This window comes from Streptomyces sp. ISL-66, assembly GCF_018614135.1.
Lineage (GTDB): Bacteria > Actinomycetota > Actinomycetes > Streptomycetales > Streptomycetaceae > Streptomyces.
In genome coordinates, this window is the sequence record NZ_JAGGOW010000200.1 from 1 (window position 1) to 5,207 (window position 5,207).

Below are 5,207 nucleotides of genomic sequence, written 5' to 3' on the forward strand. Positions count from 1 at the left end.
AGAACAGCGGCCTGCCGTTCGTGGTGGCGCTCAACGGCTTCGAGGGGCACCAGCCGTACACCCCGGAGGAAGTCCGCGAGGCCCTGCAGATCGGGCCGGGCGCTCCGATCATCACCACCGACGCCCGCCACCGCGGAGACGCGAAGAGCGCACTCATCACGCTCGTCGAGCACGCCCTCATGGCACGGCTCAAGTAACGGCGCTCCCGCGCTCCATGTGGCGCATCACATGTTTGGGGGACGGGCTGTGTCTTAGGACACGGCCCGCCCCCTTTCGTTCATAACGTTTCGACAGAGAATTGCCGGTAGTTGGCGACACGGTGCGTTCGCCCGGTGTCACTGCGCTCACAACGGGCCCCGCATTTGCCGCAGGAAGCTCTTTATGTCCGGTTTATGTGGGGCATAAGACTCTTTCCATGGCCGATTTCAACTGTTTGGAACACGGCCGTTAACCGTGCTGGAATTCAACGAACTAGCTAGTAGCACCGCCGAGAGGTTGTTGGTCGAGTGAGGCGAAGCAACTCGAGCCCCGCGGATGAACCCGCGCGCGGCAACTTCACGCCGCCCCCGCGCGCGGCCACGTCGACCATCGGCGTACCCATGGACGCCCCCGCGAAGAGCGGATCCGCCAGCAGGTTCTCGCCCCGCAACTGGCGCGTGCCGACCAGGCTGAACGCCATCCTGCTCGTCCCCGTCCTCGTGGGACTGGTCATGGGCGGCTTCCAGGTGAAGGGCTCCATCGACACCTGGAACGAGGCCAAGGACGCGGAGAGCACGGCCCGCGTCGTCCAGGCCGCGGCCGAATACGGCCAGGCCCTGCTCAACGAGCGCGACCTGACCGCCGAGCCGCTGCTCCGGGGCCAGCGCGATTCCGAGCCCGTCCTGAAGGCGTACGCCGCCACCGACGCGGCCAAGGCGAAGTTCGCCGAAGCCGTGAAGGACGTGCCCGAGGGCCAGGGCATGGAGCGCCGCCTGGAACTCTTCCGCCAGGAGGAGCCCAAGCTCGAACTGGTCCGCAAGAGCGCCTACGCCGCGCAGCTCGAAACGGCGAAGAAGGACCTCCCCAAGGCCGCGGGTCCCATCCCGACCGAAGAGGGCTATGTGCTGGTCCAGCACTACCTCATGCAGTTCTCCAACGAACTGGGCCTCGGCACCGGCAACGTGACCTCGTACGGCCGCATGGTCTACGCGGTCGAGCTGGCGAAGGCCGCGAACTCGCTGCAGCGCTCCGTCGGCACGCACCTGCTGGTCCGGCCGAACGAGAACGAGGACGTCCGCAGGGCCCAGCTGGTCGCCTTCTCCTCGTACGCGTACCTCGAAGAGATCGCCATCGGCGAGTACGTCGCCGCCGGCACCGACGAGGACGTCGCCCGCCTCAAGGAGGTCATGGGCAAGCAGTCGGCGGCGGGCGCCGCCAAGCTCGCGGCCGCCAAGCAGCAGGCCGAGCAGGCCGGCACCGTCTTCCGCGCCCCGCCCGTGGTCAACAACTCCGTGCTCACCGGCATGACCGAGGCGATAGCCGGCGGCGAGCGCAAGGAGAGGCTGGCGCAGGGCGGCACCACCCCGCAGGCCTGGCAGGCCGCGGCCACCGCCAAGTTCGACGGTTACGCCGAGATCGAGAGGGAACTCCTCGACAAGGCCCTCAAGGAATCCGTCAAGGTCTCCGACGAGGCCCGCAACGACGCCATCCTGACCGGTGTCATCGTGGTCGTGGCCCTCCTCGCCGCCTTCATCCTGGCCGGCATGATGGCCCGCCAGATGGGCCGCGCGATGCGCAAGCTGCGCGGAGCCGCCTTCGACATCGCCGAGCAGCGCCTGCCGATGCTCGTCGACCAGCTCTCGCGCACGGACCCGGGCAAGGTCGACACCCGGGTGGTGCCGATCCCCATCGACTCCCAGGACGAGATCGGCGAGGTCGCCCGCGCCTTCGACCAGGTCCACCGGGAAGCGGTCCGGCTCGCCGCCGAGCAGGCGCTCCTGCGAGGGAACGTCAACGCGATCTTCACGAACCTCTCCATGCGCAACCAGTCGCTGATCGAGGGCCAGCTGACCCTCATCACTGACCTGGAGAACAACGAGGCCGACCCGGACCAGCTGGAGAACCTCTTCCGCCTGGACCACCTGGCCACCCGCATGCGCCGCAACGGCGAGAACCTCCTCATCCTCGCGGGTGAGGAACCGGGCCGCCGCTGGGACCAGCCGGTCCCCCTCGTCGACGTCCTGCGCGCCGCCTCCTCCGAGGTGGAGCAGTACGAGCGCGTCGAGCTGTCGGGCGTCTCCGACGCCGAGATCCACGGCCAGGCCGTGACCGACCTCGTGCACCTGCTCGCCGAGCTGCTGGAGAACGCCACCACGTTCTCCTCCCCGCAGACCAAGGTCCGCGTCAACGCGACGCGTCTGCCCGACGGCCGTGTGATGGTCGAGATCCACGACAAGGGCATCGGCCTCACCGCCGAGGACTTCGCGGACATCAACCACAAGCTGGCCAACCCGCCGACCGTGGACGCCGCGATCTCGCAGCGCATGGGCCTGTTCGTGGTCGGCCGGCTGGCCGACCGGCACGGCGTCCGCGTGCAGCTGCGCCCCTCGGGCGAGGCCGCCGGCACCACGTCGCTGGTCATGCTCCCCGACGCCATCACCCACGGTGGCGGTGGCGAGAGCCTCCCGCAGGACGACTTCACCGTCTCCTCGATCATTCCGCAGCAGCAGGCGCAGCAGTCCGCGCCGCAGCGCACGGCCGCCGAGCTCGGTTTCGACGACTCGCGCTACGAGGTCCACCGGGCCGACCAGCCGGGCCCCGACGGGCTCCCCGCCGACCCGCTCGTCCGTTCCCTGGCCCGCGAGGAGCGTCGGGCCGCGCTGGAGGCCCAGGCGGGCTACCCGCAGGCGCAGCCGGACTACGGGGACTCCGCCGAGGAGTATCCGGAACCCCAGCCGGAACACGCGTACCAGCCGTACCAGGGCTACGAGCAGCAGCCCGTGCAGGGATACGACCCCGGTTACGAAGCCGGTCAGGCCCCGCAGGAGTACGAGGCGTACCCGCAGCAGGATTACGCCTATCCGGAAGCCGAGTACCCGGATCAGCGGGCTGACGTACCGGCGTACGACGGTGGGTACAATTCCCCTTCCCCGCAGGCGGAGTGGCCCGAGCAGAACACGTACTCGGGCTCCTACCAGCAGGGTTACGGGACCGAATCGGAATCCCCGGCCGCTCCCGAACCGGCTCCGAAGCGCGTAGGCTTCGACAGTCCGGGCGCCGCTGCCGACACCGGTCACCAGGTGACCGGAGCGGGCCTGCCGCGACGCGGCAGCCAGCAGCAGTGGCAGCCGGCGCAGCAGGAAGCGGAGTCCTCCGGATCCCTCTTCGAGCAGCGGCCGCAGCGTCAGCAGCAGCCCGCTGAACCGGAGCCGGCCCCGGAGGATGTGGAAGGCACGGCTGCCTGGCGTTCGCGCAACGACGAGCGCTGGCAGCAGGCCGGCAAACTCCGTGAGCCGAAGGCCGGCGGGGTCACCCAGTCGGGTCTCCCTCGGCGGGTGCCCAAGGCCAACCTGGTCGAGGGCGCTGCGGAGACGACGCCGCAGGGAGGCCCCGAGGTCTCCCGGTCCCCGGAGGACATCCGTGGCAGGTTGAGCAACCTGCGACGCGGCGTCCAACAGGGCCGCAACGCGGGATCCGAGCAGTCAAGTAACAGCTATGACCAGGAGCGTTAGTGTGAGCGCGATGAGCCAGGCGGCGCAAAACCTGAACTGGTTGATCACCAACTTCGTGGACAACACCCCCGGGGTGTCCCACACGGTGGTGGTATCCGCCGACGGCCTCCTTCTGGCCATGTCGGACGGATTCCCGCGCGACCGCGCCGACCAGCTGGCGGCCGTGGCCTCCGGGCTGACGTCGCTGACCGCGGGGGCCTCCCGCATCTTCGAGGGCGGTGCCGTCAACCAGACCGTGGTCGAGATGGACCGGGGTTTCCTCTTCCTCATGTCCGTCTCCGACGGATCCTCCCTGGCCGTACTGGCGCACCCCGAGTGCGACATCGGCCTCGTCGGCTACGAGATGGCCCTTCTGGTGGATCGTGCGGGCACCGTACTGACGCCGGACCTGCGCGCGGAGCTGCAGGGAAGTCTTCTCAACTAGCAGACAGGCAATGCGTTTCGCGCCATCGCACCATAGGGTGCGGTGGCGCGGTTCCACAGGGAGTACCGCGTTCTTGGAGTCGGAGGAGGAAACGTGACAACACCCGGAGGTCATCCTTATGGCGGCGCGCAGCAGCCGCAGGGTGGACACGACCAGAACCGCTTCAACTTTCCCTCCACTCCCAGCAACCAGCCTGCGCCGGAGCACAACCCGGCGGGGCAGCAGCCCTACCAGCGGCAGCCCTACCAGCAGCCGCAGCCCCAGTACGGCCAGCCCCAGCAGCCCCAGCAGCCTTACCGGTCCGCTCAGCAGCAGCCTTCGCGCGCTGCGCGTCCGCAGGCCCACAATCCGCTGGTGCGCCCGTACGCGATGACCGGCGGCCGGACCCGGCCGCGCTACCAGCTCGCCATCGAGGCACTGGTCAGCACCACGGCCGATCCCGCGCGTCTGCAAGGGCAGTTGCCCGAGCACCAGCGCATCTGCCGGCTCTGCATCGAGATCAAGTCGGTCGCCGAGATCTCGGCCCTCCTTACCATCCCCCTCGGCGTCGCCAGGATCCTCGTCGCCGACCTGGCGGAGGCCGGCCTTGTCGCCATTCACCAGCCCGGCGGCGACGAGTCCGCCGGCGGCCAGCCAGATGTGACACTGCTCGAAAGGGTGCTCAGTGGACTTCGCAAGCTCTAGCGGCGGAGCGGCTCCTCGCTCCACCACCTCCGCGAAGATCGTGGTGGCGGGCGGCTTCGGCGTGGGCAAGACCACGTTCGTCGGCGCGGTCTCCGAGATCAACCCGCTGCGCACCGAAGCCGTCATGACCAGCGCCTCCGCCGGCATCGACGACCTCACCCACACCGGAGACAAGACGACCACCACGGTCGCCATGGACTTCGGCCGCATCACCCTCGACCAGGACCTGATCCTGTACCTCTTCGGCACCCCCGGACAGGACCGCTTCTGGTTCATGTGGGACGACCTCGTCCGCGGCGCCATCGGCGCCGTCGTACTGGTCGACACCCGCCGTCTCGCCGACTGCTTCCCCGCCGTCGACTACTTCGAGAACAGCGGCCTGCCGTTCG

At 69.0% G+C, this 5,207-nt stretch carries 4 protein-coding genes and 1 pseudogene; all 5 read left to right on the top strand.

Annotation, left to right across the window (positions count from 1 at the left end):
* Positions 1-197, top strand: a pseudogene (locus J7E97_RS32350) (ATP/GTP-binding protein); the annotation flags it as partial.
* Between the two features lie 309 nt (positions 198-506).
* The gene (locus J7E97_RS32355; RefSeq protein ID WP_215034696.1) at positions 507-3,710 is read left to right on the top strand and encodes a nitrate- and nitrite sensing domain-containing protein; all 3,204 of its coding nucleotides are present in this window, start codon (positions 507-509) and stop codon (positions 3,708-3,710) included.
* A gap of 10 nt (positions 3,711-3,720) precedes the next feature.
* A complete protein-coding gene (locus J7E97_RS32360) occupies positions 3,721-4,134 on the top strand; it encodes a roadblock/LC7 domain-containing protein (protein ID WP_007266772.1) in 414 nt (137 codons plus the stop codon).
* Positions 4,135-4,227: 93 nt separating this feature from the next.
* Positions 4,228-4,818 carry a DUF742 domain-containing protein gene (locus J7E97_RS32365; protein WP_215034698.1) on the top strand — a complete coding sequence of 197 codons (591 nt, stop codon included), beginning with the start codon at positions 4,228-4,230 and terminating at the stop codon, positions 4,816-4,818.
* A partial coding sequence (locus J7E97_RS32370) for an ATP/GTP-binding protein (protein WP_215034700.1) occupies positions 4,799-5,207 on the top strand: 409 nt, incomplete at its 3' end. The genes J7E97_RS32365 and J7E97_RS32370, both read left to right, overlap by 20 nt.

What these genes read in the sequence shown, in the direction of transcription:
- J7E97_RS32360 (WP_007266772.1), top strand. Translation starts at nt 3,721, where the DNA reads ATGAGCCAGGCGGCGCAAAACCTGAACTGGTTGATCACCAACTTCGTG.